Source organism: Kribbella qitaiheensis, assembly GCF_042657745.1.
GTDB lineage: Bacteria > Actinomycetota > Actinomycetes > Propionibacteriales > Kribbellaceae > Kribbella > Kribbella qitaiheensis.
In genome coordinates, this window is sequence record NZ_JBHSKE010000065.1 from 79629 (window position 1) to 96637 (window position 17009).

The 17009-nt window shown below is 65.0% G+C and carries 14 protein-coding genes and 2 pseudogenes; 13 read left to right on the forward strand and 3 right to left on the reverse strand.

What is annotated here, in order from left to right:
- Positions 1-67: 67 nt before the first annotated feature.
- Positions 68-421: a response regulator transcription factor gene (locus ACFPJ1_RS37015; RefSeq protein ID WP_380110971.1), complete on the forward strand. Its 354-nt coding sequence runs from the start codon at positions 68-70 to the stop codon at positions 419-421.
- Between the two features lie 1166 nt (positions 422-1587).
- Here the strand turns inward: ACFPJ1_RS37015 and ACFPJ1_RS37020 are convergent.
- On the reverse strand, positions 1588-2085 hold the full coding sequence (locus ACFPJ1_RS37020; RefSeq protein ID WP_380110972.1) for an Lrp/AsnC family transcriptional regulator: 498 nt from the start codon (positions 2083-2085) through the stop codon (positions 1588-1590).
- 178 nt (positions 2086-2263) lie between these two features.
- On the opposite strand from ACFPJ1_RS37020, the gene ACFPJ1_RS37025 reads away from it, so the two are divergent.
- The 7 genes and pseudogenes from ACFPJ1_RS37025 to ACFPJ1_RS37055 all read left to right on the forward strand — a co-directional run.
- Positions 2264-3001 (forward strand): SDR family oxidoreductase, encoded by a 738-nt coding sequence (locus ACFPJ1_RS37025; RefSeq protein WP_380110973.1) that lies wholly within the window; start codon positions 2264-2266, stop codon positions 2999-3001.
- Between the two features lie 107 nt (positions 3002-3108).
- Entirely contained in the window at positions 3109-3510 is a 402-nt protein-coding gene (locus ACFPJ1_RS37030; protein WP_380110974.1) for a YciI family protein, read from the forward strand.
- Between the two features lie 34 nt (positions 3511-3544).
- Positions 3545-5182, forward strand: coding sequence for a DUF6058 family natural product biosynthesis protein (locus ACFPJ1_RS37035; RefSeq protein ID WP_380110975.1), 1638 nt, complete (start codon positions 3545-3547; stop codon positions 5180-5182).
- Between the two features lie 61 nt (positions 5183-5243).
- On the forward strand, positions 5244-5843 hold the full coding sequence (locus ACFPJ1_RS37040; protein WP_380110976.1) for a dihydrofolate reductase family protein: 600 nt from the start codon (positions 5244-5246) through the stop codon (positions 5841-5843).
- Between the two features lie 448 nt (positions 5844-6291).
- Positions 6292-6960, forward strand: a complete 669-nt coding sequence (locus tag ACFPJ1_RS37045) for a DUF899 domain-containing protein (RefSeq protein ID WP_380110977.1) — start codon at positions 6292-6294, stop codon at positions 6958-6960.
- A gap of 270 nt (positions 6961-7230) precedes the next feature.
- Positions 7231-7357 (forward strand): annotated as a pseudogene (locus ACFPJ1_RS37050) (IS3 family transposase); the annotation flags it as partial.
- Between the two features lie 60 nt (positions 7358-7417).
- Positions 7418-7753: pseudogene (locus tag ACFPJ1_RS37055) on the forward strand (transposase); the annotation flags it as partial.
- A 176-nt stretch (positions 7754-7929) separates the two neighbouring features.
- Here ACFPJ1_RS37055 and ACFPJ1_RS37060 read toward each other — a convergent pair.
- A complete protein-coding gene (locus ACFPJ1_RS37060; RefSeq protein ID WP_380110978.1) occupies positions 7930-8109 on the reverse strand; it encodes a hypothetical protein in 180 nt (59 codons plus the stop codon).
- Positions 8110-8329: 220 nt separating this feature from the next.
- Here ACFPJ1_RS37060 and ACFPJ1_RS37065 point away from each other — a divergent pair, with 220 nt between their 5' ends.
- The 4 genes from ACFPJ1_RS37065 (at position 8330) to ACFPJ1_RS37080 (ending at position 13299) form a co-directional block, all read left to right on the forward strand.
- Positions 8330-9265 (forward strand): NADP-dependent oxidoreductase, encoded by a 936-nt coding sequence (locus tag ACFPJ1_RS37065; RefSeq protein ID WP_380110979.1) that lies wholly within the window; start codon positions 8330-8332, stop codon positions 9263-9265.
- A gap of 368 nt (positions 9266-9633) precedes the next feature.
- The gene (locus ACFPJ1_RS37070; protein WP_380110980.1) at positions 9634-11103 is read left to right on the forward strand and encodes an MFS transporter; all 1470 of its coding nucleotides are present in this window, start codon (positions 9634-9636) and stop codon (positions 11101-11103) included.
- Positions 11104-11832: 729 nt separating this feature from the next.
- Positions 11833-12327, forward strand: a complete 495-nt coding sequence (locus ACFPJ1_RS37075) for a hypothetical protein (protein ID WP_380110981.1) — start codon at positions 11833-11835, stop codon at positions 12325-12327.
- A gap of 276 nt (positions 12328-12603) precedes the next feature.
- Positions 12604-13299 carry an FAD-binding oxidoreductase gene (locus tag ACFPJ1_RS37080; protein ID WP_380110982.1) on the forward strand — a complete coding sequence of 232 codons (696 nt, stop codon included), beginning with the start codon at positions 12604-12606 and terminating at the stop codon, positions 13297-13299.
- Between the two features lie 539 nt (positions 13300-13838).
- Here ACFPJ1_RS37080 and ACFPJ1_RS37085 read toward each other — a convergent pair.
- Positions 13839-15143: an ApeA N-terminal domain 1-containing protein gene (locus ACFPJ1_RS37085; protein WP_380110983.1), complete on the reverse strand. Its 1305-nt coding sequence runs from the start codon at positions 15141-15143 to the stop codon at positions 13839-13841.
- 850 nt (positions 15144-15993) lie between these two features.
- Here ACFPJ1_RS37085 and ACFPJ1_RS37090 point away from each other — a divergent pair.
- Positions 15994-16977 carry a hypothetical protein gene (locus ACFPJ1_RS37090; RefSeq protein ID WP_380110984.1) on the forward strand — a complete coding sequence of 328 codons (984 nt, stop codon included), beginning with the start codon at positions 15994-15996 and terminating at the stop codon, positions 16975-16977.
- The last annotated feature ends 32 nt before the right edge of the window (positions 16978-17009 follow it).

Consider the following 17009-nt stretch of genomic DNA (forward strand, 5'->3'; position numbering starts at 1 on the left):
ACGTGGTCTGAGTAACTGGTCGGCTTCCTAGTCCGGCGGTTAGGGCCGGCTGATCTGCGACCGGAGCGTGCAGGACCTACTGACCGCCGCCTCGTCGGATCGCGTGCTGCTGCGGACCCATCGGGCCCCCGACGTGATGATCGGCGAGTTCCTCCGCCTGCAACCTCGATCGAAACGGCAGCCGGTCCTGCTCGCCGCGCTCACCCCGCGCGAGACTGAGGTGCTGAGACTGATCGCCGAAGGATTGTCGAACGCGGAGATCGCCGACCAGTTGGTCCTCAGTGACCAGACGGTGAAGACCCACGTCAGCCGGATCCTGAGCAAGCTCGGCCTGCGCGATCGCGCGCAGGCGGTGGTCACAGCCTACGAGTCGGGGCTGGTCAGATCACGTTCCGAGCTGGACCGGTCGGGGCCGGACTAGCCGACGATGCCGCCGTCGATGGTGATGGTCAGGCCGCAAACTTAGGAGGCTCCTTCGGAGAGCAGGAACCACACGAAGACGCGACGTCCTCCGGCCGAACGCGATCGCGCCGCCGTGTATCAACCGGCCTCCTCGCAATCGATGCTGATCGGCTCGCAGCACTAGGTCGGCAAGTCGGTGAGTTGCCGAGGGAAGCGAACGAGGTGACCGACGCCGATGTTCGCCGGACTGGCAGCGTGACTCGCCGGCGACCTCGGCGGCGGAGTCGGCGGAGTCGTACTCTCGGCACCGCTCGGCGACCTGACGCGCCTCGTCGCTGCGCGCCTTCGCGGCGAACACGCAACTCGTAGCCAGCCAGCGCCCGGCCGTCGGCATCAAGGAAGGCAGCCTCGGTGGGTAGATGGTGAAAGGGCGAGACTCAGAGAGGAAATGATGCGCCGAGGAAAGATTGCCGCCGTCACCGCGGCTGTGGGTGTTCTGCTCGTGGGATGCACCGACCCAGTGAGAGGCCGAACCGGCGAAGCCGATCACCATCTTTGGCAGCCTCTACGTTCTGTCAGACGGGCCGTGCCCGGGCACCGACGGACCAAGCGCTTTTGTTCGTGATGATCTTCAGTAGCGACGGCCTGACGACGCTCGGCCATGGTGATCTAGGCGGTGGGACTGCTGATCCTGCCCTGTGCATTTATTCCTGGTCCGTTGATGGCATCCCGGACAACCGTCTTACGTGGTGCAGATCGGTCTCCGGCTCGCCAAGGTCGACGGTGACCCCGTGCGTCGGCAGGAGCGGGTCGAGCTCGCCTGGGAGGATATGAAGCCGCGCGGGGCTGACCCTCCTTGAGACCTTGAACGAAAGCGCGGCGGGACATACGCGCCGTACGGTGATCGTGCCAGGCGACAACGTCGGCTTGGGAACAGAGTTGCTCGGTGAATGCGCCCGCCTGGTGGCCGGAGGCAGCCATAGGCCGACCCATCTGACCGTGAGTGGCCGGTGGTTGCTCGCGGAAGCCCACCGAACGGGCACGGGACGGGCACGAATCCGGGAGGAGATCGAACACCCTGAGTCGCTGCAAGCCGTCCCGGCGTTGAGGCCTTCCCCACCGACATCAGACCACCGCGACGCTCCAGTGGCGATGGGAGCCACTATCGTCGGCGGCTACCGCTGACTACGACCAGCCCTCGGAATGGGTCACTGGTCGCTCAGGCATCGCCTGTTGAACGGAGCGTCCTTCGAACTGCGTGGAGAGCACGATGTGGGTGCGCATCTCGCCGTGAGTGCCCAGGCGTTCGATGAATCCTTCGAGGTGCGCCAGGGAGGTGGCGCGGGCCTTGAGCATCGTGCAGTGCTCGCCGCTCAGCTTGTGGACCTCAACCAGTTCGGGATAGTCGGCGTCGGTGGTGGTCTTGAGCAAGCATTTGTCGATCGCGCAGCGCAATTGGATGAAGGCCAGTAAGGGTTGGCCGGCCCGCGCTGGGTCAACGACCGCGGAATAGCCGCTGATGATGCCCGCCTGCTCCATACGACGGACGCGTTCGGCGACCGCCGGGGAGGACAGGTGAACGCGGCGACCGAGTTCGTTGAAGGACAACCGCGCGTCGGCCTGGAGTTGGGCGAGCAACCGCCAGTCGACGTCATCCAGTTCCATCGATTGATAAGTATTCATCGAATTCTCCTTCCGTTCTCTAGGCAACATCGAGTCTGACCGGTTCGTCGGCCATTCCTCGATGAGCTTTGCCTTCCTAGTATCAAGCCATGGTGCATCAAGGCGACCGGATGGTGTGGCTGGGCGCTGACCGGGTGTGGGTCCGTATCGCGGGTGACGTCGCTCTTGGCAGCGTCCGATGACCGCCATCCCCGCTGATCCTTTGAATGGGGCGCGCGTCGTGGTGATCGGCGGAAGCTCGGGTATCGGACGCGGTGTCGCCGAGCAGGCGCGGGCCCGCGGGGCGAACGTGCTACTCACCGGTCGCGACAAGGCGAAGCTCGCCCGAATCGGCGAACTGATCGGGTCCGAGTCGACGGCTGTGCTAGATGCGCACGATGACCAGGAGATCGAGCGCTACTTCGCCCAACTCGGCCCTGTCGACCACGTCGTCTCGCTTGTTGGAGATTCGATGGCGGGCGGATTTCTGACCACTAGCCCAGACACGATGCGTCATGTGCTGGACTCAAAGTTCTGGGCCAACTGGATGATCTGTCGGGGCGCAGCTTCGGTGTTGCGTCCGGGTGGAAGTGCCGTCCTCACGGCTGGTACCGGGGGGCGTGCGGACGAGATTTCCGCCAGTTACGTCGCCAACCTCGCCATCACGGCGCTCGTGCAAGGCCTCGCGGTCGAGCTAGCCCCCGACGTGCGGGTGAATGCAGTGGCTCCCACATTCATGGGCCGCGCGACCGCCTTCTGGAAGGAGGTACCGGCCGAAGAACTCGCACAGCAACAAGCGGGATTCAGTGATTCCGTCCCCCTCGAGCGGACCGGCACAGTGCACGAGGTCGCTTCGGCCTACCTGTACCTCATGGGCAACTCCTTCGTCACCGGTCAGGTCCTGGCTGTCGACGGCGGTGTGATGCTCACCAAGTAGAACCACGGGTGGACGTCGATCGCGAGCCGCGCATGTCGATAACTCTGGATCGATTCCGTCATAGGTATGAGGGCGCCAACAGCGCCACGCAACGAAGGGAGATCTACATGAAGTTCGTCTTGCTGACGAAGTACGCCGACATCGAAGGCATCGCGCCCCCGACGGAATGGGATCCGACCGAGATCACTGCCCACATGGATCACCTGAACGCGGTGAACAAGGAGCTCGCTCAGAGCGGTGAGTTGGTCGAGGTCATCATCTTGAGCGGACCAGACCTGGCCACGATCGTCACCTTCAACGGCACCGGCGCTCCCGTGTGCACCGATGGCCCGTTTCCGAAGTCGAAGGAGATGCTTGCCGGAATGCAGATGATCGACGTCGAGTCACAGGCGCGGGCACTCGAGATCGCGGCGAAGGTCTCAGCGGCGCCGGGACCGGGCGGTCGCCCCATCGCACAGCCGATCGAGGTGCGAAAGCTGATGGGCAGGTCCGGCCCGACCGACCTGTGACTACCGCCAAGGAGTCGAGGAGCTGCTGCGCTCTTTGGCGCCGCAGGTCCCCGGCGCTGTCATCCAGCGCTGGGGCGACTACGACGCCGCCGAGGATGGCGTCCAGGAGGCCCTGCTCGCGCCCAGCGTGCACTGGCCCGAAGAAGGATTGCCGGACAACCCCGCCGGGCGACTCATCCAGACGGCGACGAGAAGCATGACCGACCAGTTTCGCGGCGATGCGGCCCGGCGCCGCAAAGAAGACCTGGTCGCCCGGCAAGAACCCACGGCGCCGCAGGTCGACGACAAGGACGACACCCTGAAGCTGCTGTTCATGTGCTGCCATCCGGCGCTGACGCCACCGTCTGCCATCGCCCTGACGTCGCGAGCAGTCGGCGGCTTGACCACAGCCGAGATCGCCGGGGCCTACCTGATGCCCGAGGCGACGATGGCGCAGCGGATCAGTCGAGCCAAGCAGCGCATCAAGGCGTCCGGACTGCCGTTCGAGATCCCGAGCGGGGAGGATCACCCGCAACGACTGCGTGCGGTGGTGCATGTGCTCTACCTCATCCTCAACGAGGGGTACACCACAACGGAAGGCACCCAGCTGGCCCTTCCTGACCTCACGACAGAAGCCATCCGGCTCGCCCGAAGCCTGCACACCCTCCCGCCCGCCTTGGCCCGGCGCCGAACGCCCCTAGCTCGCCGACCATATTTAGCCGCCCTAGTTCGCCGGCCACCGGAGCATCACGGGTTCAGCGTTCCGGCTATGAGTAGAGACGAACTTCGGCAGCGCTACCTGGAGATCAACGGCGACCACCCGATGAGCGAGGCCGACGACGCCTACGTGACAAGACAGTTCCGGGTTCTCGACGAGCTCTGCGCCGAGCAGGGTCGTGACGTCGAGGCGGTCCGGCGCCTCATGCTCGGCGGCGAACTGCCGATGCCCGGCTACCTCCGCTCGGACGGCGCCGAGATGATCCCGGCCGATCTGTTCGGGCTCGCGGACAAGCACGGCGACGGCCTGCGGGAGTGGTTCATCGCCCAGTGGTCCGATGTTGCCACCGGCAACGAGGAGGGGGACGCCTACCTGAGCGGGCGGTACGTCTGCCTGCATTCGGTGACACCTTCGACCATCCAGCGCGAGGACGAGTTGATGCGGGCCATCGACTCGACGACAAATCCCGCCGAGCTGAAGCCACTCGTCGACGGGTTGGACGAGTTGGAGCCCGAGTTCACCGCCTACGACCGGCGGCTGCGCTTCGACGGACCGGTCTCACGCGACACGCACATCACCGCGGTCCGGACTGACGGCGAGGTTTCCGGCCTGCTCGCGCTGATGCTGCTCATCGACGCCCGTTGCCCGGCGCGCGCACCAGACGGACGGATCGCTCATCCCGCTGGACCAACAGGACCGAGCCCTCTGGGACGAGACGCTCATCACCGAAGGTCGGCGCTCGTCGCCGATGCCATGTCACACGGGTCAATCAGCGAATACCAGATGCACGCAGCCATCGCCCAGTTCACGATCACGCCGCACACGCGACGGACACCGACTGGGGCAGATCGCCCCGCTGTACGGCCTGCTCGAGCGCATGACGGGCAATCCCGAGCAGGTGGAGCCCGACCTCCCGTCCAAAGGCCACAGCCGCGGCGGCTCGCACTACCAGCCTGCCCGAGAAGCAATACCTGATCGCGCCGGCCGCGCGGCTCAAGCGCTAACAGCCACACCATCAACCGAATGGAGACCCACAATGCGCAAGCTGATCGTGATCGACTGGATGACCCTTGACGGGGTCGTGCAGGCACCCAGCTATCCCGACGAGGACACCGAAGGCGGCTTCAGTCACGGGGGCTGGCACACACCATTCTTCGACGACATCTCGATGCAATGGACGATGAACAACATCACCTCAGCGGGCAGCTTCATTTTTGGGCGCCGCACCTACGAGACGTTCGCCGCCCACTGGCCGAAAGCCTCCCAAGAGGAGCAGACGCTCGCAGAGCCCTTCAACACGCGGCAGAAGTACGTCGCATCCAACACGCTCACCGAGCCTCTCGAATGGCAGAACTCCACCCTGCTCCAAGGTGACGCCACTGCGTCTGTCGCTGCGTTGAAGCAGTCCGCCGGCGGCTCCCTGCACGTGTTCGGCAGCACGCAACTAGTACACGCCCTCCTAGCCAATAACCTGGTCGATGAGCTTCGGCTGATGATCGACCCGATCCTTCTAGGCGCCGGCAAGCGCATCTTCCTATACGACGGCGCGCCCACGCCATTGCGCCTCACAAACAGCCAACCGACAACGACCGGCGCGATCCTGGCGACCTACCAGACAGCCAAGGACGCACCGTGACAGGCACATGCTGCAAGTGGTCAGCGCCATCGCCAGCAGTTTCAGCGTCACGTCACTCGACGATGTTCTGGCTCCCCACCCCTCCATGCCTCGGCGCCGTTACGAGGGGCCAGACTCGCGCCCGGTGACGAACAGACAAGGGAGTCGTGCGGCGTCATCCTGTCGATGTGGCATAGGTAGCGACTACTGCTCGTGGCGCTGGGCCCCGCACCGCCGCCTTGGCCCGACTCGCTGAGCATCCATAGGGGCCGCGCCACCGATCCGTCCCCGACCCTGAGCACCCACCACCCGACCCTGTTGGCGGTGATGACTGGCGTACGCACGTCGACCGCGACGGTTGCTTCGGGCGATGCCCACCGGAGGTCGTAGAGCCGTGCGCTGGCTCAATTGCCTACTCTGCACACCTTTCCAAGCCGGAACCCGGCTGAGACGAATGAGGAGGACAACCATGACGACGCCCGAAGTCGTATCGTCCGCACAGTGGCAGGCGGCCCGCGACCGTCTCCTCGGGACGGAGAAAGCGGCCACCCATGCCCTGGACGCCCTGGCCGCCGAGCGCCGACGGCTGCCGATGGTCCAGTTCCGCGCGGACTACCGTTTCGCCACACCGGACGGCGAGGTCACCCTGCTCGAACTGTTCGATCGGTACCGGCAACTGGTGGTCTACCAGTTCATGGACAACGGCCCGGACGACTACTGCCCGGGCTGCACGGCGTACACCGACAACACCGACACCGTCGCCGGCCGGATTTATCTGCACGAACGCCAGACCACCTACGCCACGGTCTCGGACATGCCAATGCCACAGATCCAACGCTACCGCCAACAGCGTGGCTGGTCGGTACCGTTCTTCTCCTCCCACGGCAGCACATTCAGCGCCGACTGTGGTACCGGCGGAGGATTCGGGCTCAGCGCGTTCCTCCGCGACGGCGACGACGTTTTCCGGACCTATTTCACCAACGGGCGGGGCGTGGACCGGCTGCGGTTCGACCTGAACATCTTCGACCTGACCGCGCTCGGACGCCAGGAGGACTGGGAAGACACCCCCGACGGCTGGCCCCGCACCGAAGGCCGATTCGAAGTGATCCACCGGCACCAGCCGGCCGGACCCGCGTGACCGCGAGGCCACACCGATGGCTGACCTATCGTCAACGAGTCCATGTCCACCGACGGCGTTGTGCAGGGAGACGGCGCTGTCGACGAGAACACCAGCGGTGGATTCGCCCACGGCGAATGGCACGCGGTCTACACTGGCGGCCGCGGCCACCAGGGTCGAATCAGCTTGACTCCACCCAAGCCAGGCATGATCACGCGGTGGCCGCCCTACGGGCAGCCGAGGGTGGGCAGCGATGACGAGGGCTACTACATCACGCTGACTGCCCGCGCCGCCGAACTGAGGCTGGCGATCGTGTCCTGGATCGAGACCACTTACCACCGGCGGCGCCGTCAACCGGCTCAGCAAGCTCACACCTAGCGAGTTTGAGACACTTCAACCGGTCGTACTCGCGGCCTGAACCACCACACCCCGCGAGTCAACTGAACTCGGGGCAGTCCCCCGACTCAGGCTCAACGTTGTGGCAGTGGGTGGCACGACAAGGGGTGCGGATGGCGCTGGGGACATTCCCGCGGTCTGTAGGAGTTGGATGTCTCTGAGTAGACCTACTACCGGTGGCGCAACCAGTACGGCGGCCTGAAGGCTGACGACGCGAAACGACTGCGGGAGCTGGAGAAGGGGAACTCGACCCTCAAGCGGCTGCTTGCAGACGCGGAGCTGGACAAGGCAGCGCTGAAGGAGATCGCGCGTGGCACCTCTGAGCCCGGCCCGCCGCCGCGCCGCAGCGGTCATCCTGCAGACCTGCCGCGGCCTGTCGCAGCGGCGGGCGTGTCGGGTGGTCGGGCAACCCCGCACCACCAAGCTCAGCACGGCTGCGCAAAGCGTGACGGACCACTTCGAGAGGCGCACTGGCCTTATCGCTGGGAGATCGCTCTGGCCGCCAGCGTGATCGCCACCGTTCCGATGATCATCCTGTTCGCAGTAGGGCCAGCGCCACATCCTCGACGGCATCGCCACCACCGCCCAGCAAGGCTAGGAGACGCTCAGCTCCTCGGTGTCCCGGATACCGCGCAGACAACGGCAGACCGGCACCGGGGAGACGAGAATGACGACACCGGCGACCAGCAGAGTCGCCCGAACGCCGATCAGCTCACCGATGACGCCCCCGAGCCCGGCTCCGAGGGGGAACAGCCCCATGATCAGGAACCGCATCGTCGCGTTCACCCTGCCGAGGTGGCTTGCCAGGCAGTTGCTGTGACGCAGTAGACGCGTCCGCGTGCGGCTCCGCACCCCGGGTCAGTGCCAGGTTCCTGCTAGCCGGTAAAGGGGATTGGCGGCCTGCCGGGAAGACCAGCCCGGTCGATGCGGGAATCGTGGGCGATGGTGCCGGACATAGCGTGCGGAGACGAAGTCGTACAAGGAAGTTTCTTTCGTGGCGGTGCACTGGGTAGCAACAGACTTTGGCGGGCTTGAGGTCCTCGACCTCGCGGAGGTCGACGTTGCCGCGCCGGGCGAAGGCGAGGTCACGATCGAGGTGGGCGCCGTGGGGATGAATCCCGCCGACTACAAGCGCTTCGCAGCTGGCTCCGATCGTTCAATCCTGCCGATGCCGATCGGTTTCGAGGTGGCCGGGGTGATCACGGCCGTCGGTCCGAACACCCGGATCGCCTCGGGAGACGGAACGATCGGCGACGAGGTGCTCGCGTACCGCGTCTCGGGCGGATACGCGTCGTCGCTCACAGTCCCGGCCCGAGACGTCTTCGCCAAGCCGGCCAACCTGAGCTTTGCGGAGGCGGCCAACCTGCTGCTTGCCGGGGCGACCGCTTCCGAAATGGCGCAGGTCACCGGGGTTGCGGCTGGAGACACGGTGCTGGTGCACGGCGCCTCTGGCGCGGTCGGTGTCAGCGTCATCCAGCAGGCGAAGCTCCTCGGCGCCCGGGTGATCGGTACGGCAAGCGAGAAGAATTTCTCCGTCCTCGAGCGTTTTGGCGCCGAGCCGGTCGCGTATGGTGACGGTCTTCTGCAGCGCGTCCGGCACCTGGCGCCGCACGGTGTCGACGCCGCTCTCGACACTGTCGGCACGGACGAGGCGGTTCGGGTGTCCCTCGCCCTGGTCGACGATCTCGGCCGCATCGTCACGATAGCCGCCGCGAAGCAGGCCACCGAGCACGGATTCCGGGCGATTGGTGGCTCTATGCCCGCGAGTGCCGCGTATCGGAATTCGATCCGATCGCACCTGATTCAGTTGACCGCTGACGGCGCTCTCGTTGTGCCGGTGGCTCGCACCTTCCCGCTCACCGAGGCCATCGCCGCCCTCGAGTTGCTCAAGAGCGAACACACCGGCGGAAAGCTCGCTCTCATTCCCTGATCGAATCTTGCGAGACTCCGATCAGCAGATCCACGCCCGCGTGTTGTGGTCTCGGTGGCCGGCGGCCTCTGTCAGGTGGGTTGGATCTGTCCGAGTCGCCAGGTCTGGTCGACCTCTGGACTCGCTCCATGCAAGGCGTTCCAGCAGACGCTCCCCTACGGCGCTCGAGCGGCTCGTGCCCGGACGCCGTACTGCGGGCCCGACGCGCCACTTGGTCCCCCGGGTAGCAGGGGTTGAACTGTCGTGTTGCCGGGGGGAGCGATCTGCGGGTGGCAGGCAGGACATGGCTGCTCCTTCCGGCCACGCTGCTAGGAGGGTTGTGGCTTGTCCTCGCCCGGACCAGTTGGTCGCCAGAGAGGAGGATCTCTATGCCGTCCGGTCAGGCTGCGGTGGACGCCGGCGCCGCACTGGCACCCCACGCGAAGCAGAAGAGCCGCTGGTGGGTCTTGGCTGTGATCAGCCTTGCTTACCTGATGGTGATCCTGGACGCGACGATCGTCAGTATCGCGTTGCCGTCCGCGCAGAAGGCCCTGCATTTCAACAACGACGACCGGCAATGGATCGTCACCGCGTACTCGCTGGCGTTCGGTAGCCTGCTGTTGCTCGGGGGGCGGCTGGCCGACCTGTTCGGGCGGAAGCGGACTTTCATCGTCGGCATCGTCGGCTTCGCTGCCGCGTCGGCGGTCGGTGGCGCGGCGACCGGCTTCACCATGCTGGTCATCGCGCGCTCGATCCAGGGTGGCTTCGGTGCCCTGCTCGCTCCGACGGCGTTGTCCTTGTTGACCACGACGTTCACCGACCCCAAGGAGCGCGCCAGGGCATTCGGTATCTACGGCGCGGTCGCCGGTTCGGGCGCCGCGATCGGTTTGGTGCTCGGCGGGGTGCTCACGCAGTACCTGGACTGGCGATGGACGCTCTATGTCAACGACGTTCTCGCGGTGATCGCACTGACCGGCACAATCGTGTTCCTCGGCCGCGCGGTTCCTACGCAGCGGCCGAAGCTGGACGTCCCCGGCGTACTGATTGTCTCCGTGGGCCTGTTCTGCACCGTCTTCGGCTTCGCCAACGCCGAGACGCATCCGTGGGGCAACTGGGAGGTCTGGGGGTTTCTGGCTGCCGGGGTTGTCCTGCTGCTGGCGTTCGTTGGCTGGGAGTCCCGGGCGAGGCACCCCCTCTTGCCGCTCCGTATCGTGGCGGATCGCAACCGCGGCGCCGCCCTGTTCGCGGCCCTGATCGCGTCGGCCGGCTTGTTCGGCGTCTTCCTCTTCCTGACCTACTACCTGCAGGGGACGCTGGGCTATTCACCTGTCCAGAACGGCATCGCGTTCCTGCCGATGATCGCCATGGTGATGTTGTTCGCGCAGCTGTCCACGAACTTGCTGGTGCCGAGGCTCGGTCCGAAGGTGATCGTGCCGATCGGCCTGCTGGCGGCGGCCGTCGGTATGGCCTGGTTGACCCGTCTCGGGTTGCACAGCACCTACGCGCAGCAAGTGCTACCGCCGCTGCTGGTGATCGGCGCAGGGGTCGGCATGTCGATGCCGGTGGCGATCAGCCAGGCGACACTCGGCGTACAGCCGAGCGATCAGGGAGTGGCCTCGGCCAGCGCGAACACCGCTCAGCAGATCGGTGGTTCGATCAGTACCGCGCTGCTGAACACCCTGGCCGCCAGCGCCGCGGTCAGCTATTTGCTGACGCACTCGGTCGGCCCGCTGGCGCAGGCGAATGCGACGATCCACAGCTACGCCACGGCGTACTGGTGGGCTGCCGGATTCTTCGCCGTCGGTTCGCTCGTCACGGTGATTCTCTTTCGCCGGAAGGGTGTACCGCGGCGCGGGTGAGCCCTTCCACTGAGGTTCCGCCAAGGTTCTCCGGAGCTCGGCGGAACCAGTCGAAGGGCGGATGACGCGGCCAGCCCCTGCGTTTGTTTGGTGCCCCCGGCAGGATTCGAACCTGCGACGCACGGTTTAGGAAACTGAAGCACCTCGCCGACTTACGCCCCTCCAGGCGTGCCTGGCTAACGCCACTTCGTGCGATCTTGACTCCAGTAGCCGCGCTTCAACTCCGCTTTGTTCCCCACACTGTTCCCACGCTGAACTGCTGAGCGTTGGCCGAACTCAGACAATTCCAGGGACTGAACTGGGCCGAGTCGATTCGCAGTGTCGGCCAGATTGGCGGTCCGCCCGCGCCCATCCTGGCCGGTGCAGGCGTGATGGCACGCCGATCCGGCAGTTGCCTACACGAACACTCCCCGCATCACCACACCGCCGAGGAGCTAGCCGAAGGTAGAGCAAACGGGCAGGGGCCCCAACGGAAAACTCCGGAGGTGATTTGTGAGTTCAGATCCAACCTCCCGACATCTAACATTCTTAGGTGGGACGAATCGCTGGACCGTGCCCTCCGCGTGCCCCAAAAGCGGTGGTCGTTGGCGCTGCGACCGACTGCGCGCCGGCGACTCTCTCCGACGGGCCGCCCGGCGGCGCCACGCGAGCATCCGGCACGGAGCCCATCCCATCGCGTAACAGAGTCGCGGCGTAGATTCATGTTCGGTACAACGGATGGGGTACACCATGTCGGTCGAACTGTGGTCTGCAATTCTCGCCGCTGCGGCACTTATGGTCGCGTTAGTCGCGGCATATTTCGCGAAGCACAGCGCAAGTGCGGCCGAGAGATCAGCAGCAGCCGCCGAACGCTCCGCTGACGCAGCACGCGACCAGGCAGACGAGACCCGGCGCGGCAACGAGTTAGTTCAGCAAGCGCGCCAGCGCGGCGTCCGGGCAACGGACGCGACCACTTCCAGCGCCTCGACAGTGGGTTGGGAGGTCGAGCGCGGATCACGACCTGATGTCGTGAGACTCCGCAACGTCGGGGAGGCCGCCGCTGCCAACGTATCCGTTGGACCGGCTGCATCGATCTACACGCTGTCGGACACGGCTGCAGTACAGCCGCACGAGGCGGTCGACGTTGGCCTGCTCAGCACTGCGGAAATGTCGCCCGCGACGTACCTGCTCGTGTCATGGGATGGAGTTGTCACGCCGGTATCGGTGCCGATCCCACCCGAGTAGCGGGCAGCGAATATGTGTCGGGCGAAGCTGCGCGATGGCATGGATTCCGCCATCTCCAGGCTTCAGAGGTATCACCGCGGTCCCCCGCTAGCCACGTCCAGCAGCACGAACTGACTCCAGCCCGCGTGATGAACCGTGTCACGTGGGTCGGACGTAGCGTGAGCCGGAGTCCGCGCCTGGCGCCAAGGCACCGGGCTCAGGTTCGTGACTGCCTGTTGCTGGTGAGCGCCGTCATCCCTAGCTGACAGGTTCTCCCCGCGCGCCTACCGTGAGGAGGTGGCTCTCGTGTCGCCCATCGACGCTGGCCGGCTCGCCGCTCAGATCGCCGGTGAGGTGGTTACGCCCGGGCACCGGGAGTACGACGTTGCACGTCGGGTCTGGAACGGCATGATCGACCGTCGACCGGCGGCGGTCGCGTGGTGCACGAGCGCCGCAGACGTGGCTGCTTGCCTGGGGTTCGCTTCCGTCGGCGGACTTCGCGTTGCTGTCCGCGGCGGCTCCCACAACGTCGCCGGCAACGCCACCTGCGACGACGGCCTCGTCGTCGACCTGTCCCCGATGCAGGCCGTCGAGGTCGACATCGGGGCTCGCCGTGCCCGGGCCGGAGGGGGAGTCACCTGGGGTGTCTTCGACGAGGCCACCCAGCGCCACGGGCTGGCCACGACGGGAGGGCTCATCCCGACCACGGGCATCGCCGGGTTCACCCTGGGCGGAGGCTTGGGGCATCTGATGCGCAGTTGCGGGCTCGCGTGCGACAACCTGCTATCCGCCGAGGTGGTGACCGCGGACGGCACGACGTTGCACGCGGACCAGCAGCAGCACCCGGACCCCTTCTGGGCGCTTCGCGGAGGCGGCGGCAACTTCGGCGTCGCCACGGAGTTCGAGTTCCGGTTGCACAAGGTAGGCCCGGTCCTGCTGGGCGGCCGGATCGCGCACCCGTTGAGCGCTGCCCGCGAATCGCTGCGCTTTTAACGCGGCTTCGGCGTCGAGGCTCCGGACAGCGTGATCGTCTACGCCGGCCTCGCCACCGGTCCGGACGGGGTGCCACGCGTCGGCTGGCGAGCCGTCGTCAACGGGCCGGCGGAGGATGCCGAGCCTACTGCGGACGTTCGGCACGCCGCTGCTCGACGACATCCGGCCGCAGCCCTACGTGGACATCCAGCGGATCGTCGAGCCGCGGTTCCCGCCCGGGCGGCTCAACTACTGGAAGGCCAACTTCGTCAACGAGTTGAGCGACGAGCTCATTGACGTACTCGTCGACGCAATGAAGCGGGTACCGTCTCCGTACACACTCATCGCCATCGAGCCGATGGGCGGCGCCATCGCGCGTGTCCCGGAGACCGCGACCGCCTTCCAGCACCGCAGTCCGTCCTTCAGGTGGCGAGTGTTCCCAGGCTGCTCCGAGATCGTTGTAGTCCGTGTCGTAGTTGTCTTGCCGTCCGTTCATGCCAACCTCTGTCAGTTCGTCTGTGCCGGGTGCGCATTCATCTCTGGAAGTGCGGCTCTCGGAATCACGGACGCTCGTAGGGCTGGCTCATGGGTACCAAGCGCAGGTTGCGTTGGATGATGTCGGGGTGCACTCCCAGTCTTGTGGCCACCCACACCCGGAACACCAGTTGCGTCTCGCGGAGTGTGTTTGCAAGCAGGAGGGGGTCTGGGTCTGGCTGGTCGGGATGTTTCACGCTCCGGTAGACATCGGCAAGTCGCAGAAGCCATTGCTCCAGATCAAAACCTACCTCGGCCTTGATCTGGGTAGTGATACGCCGCAGGTGCGGGCGAAGCTTCTGCCCAGGCGCGTCGCCAGCTTCAACAGCGATCAAGTAGCCGATGGATTCTAGTGCGGCGGCCGCGTCCGATAGAGCAGTTTCGAGTGCGACGCCTGGTATGCCGACCGCGTGAATCATACCGGCGATGCCGCGCCAGTATTGGTCACGGAGACGAACCCAGCGGCGGAGTCCTGCGGTTCCGATGTTGTCATAGTCAAACAGGAACCGGTTGCGCATGCCCCGCCCGGACGGCTCCTCGAGATCGTAGGTGGTCACTGCTGCCCACCGCGGCCCAAGGACGTTGCGGGCAAGTGCGCGCACTGGGTCACTGTCACGACGCACCTCGACGGCGAACACGCCGTAGCGCCGCCATCCGGCGACTACTAGTAGGTCCCGGACGCTTCGATGCAGCTTGAGGTGCTCGTTCCAGTCGCGAGCCTTCTTTGCGCGGGTGTGGACGTGGATCTTGTCGCCGATGAGGCTCTGTCCGGGGATCCTTGAGATGGTGAAGTTGTACGTAGGTTGCAGCGTGGCGTTGAGACGGCGCGAAAAGGTGACGGATTGCTGCCGCTTGAGTCTGATTACATCAGTGGCGCCGCTGCTACCGTCATGCACGCGTTCGTGGCTGACAGAGCCAATTGCCATCCATTCCTCAAGCCCTTCGACGCGTGAGCGTAGCGAGTTGACGCTGCCATAACTGATCCCCTCGTCACCTGTCTGGACGGCGTACCGGAATCGGACCCGTCCCTCACGCATCGCTCCTATGCTGCAGCGCGTGTTGTACGGGCCAACGAGACACAGGTGCCCACGAGAGTCTGCGAACCATACGACATGTGGGAAGGAATACACGTATTTCTTGAATTCGGGATCATCCGCCCAGATGACGCTTCGGCCGAGGGTCATGCGTTCAAGGTCATCGTCTCGCTCGAAGGTGAAGACCAATTCGATCTCGGTACCAGTGTCGTGGACCATCGCCGGGAAACCACGCGGATTGGACTCGTACCAGCACGTACCGACCCGTGGGTGGCCGCGTTCCAGCTCATTAGACATGCGCTCATCATGCCGCCCATTGCGGCGCGGCGTCGCAGCTTTAACGTATGTCTGAGCACGAGCAGCCGGGTGGGGCTTTCCTCAGCCAGCCCCCGTGGGTTTGTCCGCCTTGGTTGCGATGACTTTCGGCCTCTTCCCACGCGGGCCAGCAACCACGCCGGAGTCCTTGAGTAGCGCTATCGCCCGACTTACTCACGCCATCAGCTCGGTCAGACTCCGCGAAGCTGGACCGCTTGGCCGGTGACGTTGCTGAACTCGCGACACCGCAGGCGGCGTCATCATAGTTGGCGTCGCGGAAGACGAGCAAGCTCGAGCGACAGTCACCGCCGACCTCGTCAAGCCCTCGTAACGAACCACGTGTAGGATTTCGACCTCGACTTCAAGGAGGAGTTCTACGGTCGTGTTGGGGGTGCCGCCCGGCGTGGACATCCGTTAGGTTGCCTATCTCCCTGCATCCGACCGGCCGGCCGCCGGTCTCCATCGGCAAGTCTCGGTCATGGAGACAATTGCGGCCACGTCACACCAGCTTCACTCGGTTCGACCTTGCTCGACATTCTCTCTCCGCAACCAGAGTTGACCCTGGCTGTCACGCATGAAGTGTTGCAACCTGGATGCCAAGCCTGGGAGGCGAGGGCAGCACGATTGGTCGACCGTGCTCCCAACCGAATATCCCGTGGCTGGCATGGTGAGCAGGGCGGCATGATCGCGCCTCGCTGACGATCGACCCGGCGAACGGACTAGAGCGTCCGTCGGTGCCTGCGGTGATCGATCCGCCCGCCGCAGCCGGCGTGAGGTCCTGTCCGTGGCCGTTGCGTGTACTTGCAGTGCATGATCAGAGACTATTCCTTCCATGGACGAGAAGCCTGCCGCGCCGGAGCGAGGGTCTTTAGCATGGCTGGGGGCTGCGCTGGGCATGCCTCTGCTCGGGTATCTCCTAAACCGTGACAGCGCAGAGGTGAGGGCGATCCTCGACGGAGAACTTGAGCTAGGCGGTGAGCAACTGCAAGTCATCGAGGCGTTGTCGACTCGTCGAGAGGCGATGCCCCAAGAGATTGATGAGATGGGCATTAGCGAGGCGCTACGGCATTGGCTCTTGCAGCTCGGCGATGGACAGTCGAACGCGATGCTGCTGCACAAGCTGACTAGCGATGCAGTTGAGCCTGCGCCGGCCAGTGCGGACGAGGTTGAAGCGACGTTCGTCGCCCTCGCTCGGGAGGTCTACCCGGCGTTCTTGATGCCGATGGAGGTCCTGACTGCTCCTGGGATGCCAGTACCTACGGCATTCTTGGAGGAAATAAACGAACAAATATCTACGTTGATCGCTGCTCTTCCAGCTGCCGATGTATTCATTCACGCGGTCCGCGCAGATACGGTCCTTGGCGGACTTTTCCGTGGAACACATCCCGTCATGGGTGTATATGCCGCAGTGTACCTAAATACAGGCCATGGCGGCCCCGTATTCCTTGCCCGTCTGCCGACGCTAACACTTCGTGCGGCGTGGCGAGAGATTCAGGATTCGAATCCCACAGAGGAACGGTTCGTTGCTGAAGGGCTGAGGCAGCTAGCCATTGTGCGTCGCGTTCTCGGTGGGCGGACGGCTCAGATAAAAGCCAGGTTTGCGTTCACTGGAGTACTGCTACCAGCCGCCGGTCGCATCGATCTTGGTAATAACGGCGTCGTGCGCCCGGCGACCGATGCCGACCGACGGTATGCGCCTGGCATGCTGCAGCAACAGTTAGGCGGTACTCCAGATGCGCAGGGTGTCGTACCGTATATCAGTTACGCTGGTGACGTAATTCGGCTCTTCACGATCCAGGGTGTAGTCGGGGCCTGAAGCCACCGGTCTCGAGGAGTGATCTGGCGATG